The 1,373-nt window shown below is 28.8% G+C and carries 3 protein-coding genes; 1 reads left to right on the top strand and 2 read right to left on the bottom strand.

Features of this window, described 5'->3' with window-relative positions:
* Positions 1–114: 114 nt before the first annotated feature.
* Positions 115–378: a type II toxin-antitoxin system RelE family toxin gene (locus CQA76_RS08865; protein ID WP_137623014.1), complete on the bottom strand. Its 264-nt coding sequence runs from the start codon at positions 376–378 to the stop codon at positions 115–117.
* Entirely contained in the window at positions 375–599 is a 225-nt protein-coding gene (locus CQA76_RS08860) for a DUF6290 family protein (protein WP_137623013.1), read from the bottom strand. Before CQA76_RS08860 ends, CQA76_RS08865 begins: the two co-directional genes overlap by 4 nt.
* A 393-nt stretch (positions 600–992) precedes the next feature.
* On the opposite strand from CQA76_RS08860, the gene CQA76_RS08855 reads away from it, so the two are divergent.
* The coding region (locus CQA76_RS08855) for a hypothetical protein (protein ID WP_170999740.1) at positions 993–1,373 on the top strand (381 nt) is incomplete at its 3' end.

Here is a 1,373-nt window from a genome sequence, read left to right as displayed (position 1 = left end):
ACAAAAAATAGAAATCTTTGTTTTAAAATTTCAAAAAAAACCGATTGAAATTTTATTTAACACAGAAGATAAAGACGAGGAAAGCGGATTTTATAGTAGTGATATTTTTCTTACTTATTGTTTGTAGATGTCTTTTCTATGCCCTATTTCAAGACAAAGTATAGTTAATTTCTCGTTATCATTAAGACATATCAAACGATAATCATTTATTCTATAACGCCACAAGCCCTTTAAATTTCCCTTTAAGGCTTTGCCTCTTTGACTTGGACTTTCAAGGCTTTGCATTTCTTCTTTCCATTTTTTAATTTGCTTTTGAATTTCTTTATCTAATTTTTTAATCTGTTTTGCAGCTTTATAAGTAAAATTGATTTCTATCATAAGCCAAGTTCTCTAAAAAGCTCATCAGCACTAATGCTTTTTTTGCCAGTTTGTACATATTCTTTATAAGCTTCTTCTCCAATTTTTGCATCTTCTAAATCTTCTAAAAATTCCATAATCAAAGTTTCAGTAATTTTTTCTTTGCTCACATTTCTTTCTTTAGCTATGTTTAAAAAAGCTTGTTCTTTTTCGCTTGATAATTCTATATTTAAATTTAGCATTAAAACTCCTTTTTTGAGATTATAACAAAATTATTTTATAAAAGGTTTTATAGATTTTGAAATTTCATCTAAAACTAAGCTTTTTTCGTAGTAATATAAAAAAGGTTCAACCCAAGCAGGAATTTCTTTATCATCTTTCCAATTTTTAAAAGAAAAATATTTGATAGAAGACTAGCCATAAAGACTGAAGAAAACTTTTAAACCATAAAAATTCGTTTCTGGTTTAAAAATACTTAGGGCTAAAAGATGAAAATTATTTAGCGTTGCACTTTAATAAAAAGAGTAAACATCTTTTAGCTTAATTGTATTATATCATGAAAACTCTAACACGCACTTTAACGCCTCAAACTTTTTATAAAATCTCCTTATATTTACTTAATATAAGGAGCATACATGTCAAAAGACAAAATCGTTACAGACGCCCCAGACGTGCAGGGACTTAGAGTTTTAGTTTTATCTCGTGCTATGGAAGCTGCAGATAAAGAACCTATTCAAGCAGGATTTCTAACAAGCATTTCAGGACTTAAAGGCGGAACAAGAGAAAGCCAAAAGCTAAGCCCTATTAATGATAGAGACTATGAAGAGATTAATTCAGTAGGTAAAAAAACATCCGTTACAGTAAATCTTAATTTGCTTTATAAATTCGTAAAAGATGGTAAGCTTGAAAGCTATGAGGGGGTGCATTATCTTGAAAAAGCCTTTGAAGAAAATGAAGAAGTATTTATTATCGTTGAGGTCAATGATGAGAGAAAAACCACACTTAAGATAAAAATG

It is taken from the genome of Campylobacter aviculae (assembly GCF_005406215.1).
Classification (GTDB): domain Bacteria; phylum Campylobacterota; class Campylobacteria; order Campylobacterales; family Campylobacteraceae; genus Campylobacter_D; species Campylobacter_D aviculae.
The sequence above is the reverse complement of the archived record's forward strand: the minus strand, read 5'-3'. Positions and strand labels throughout refer to the sequence as shown.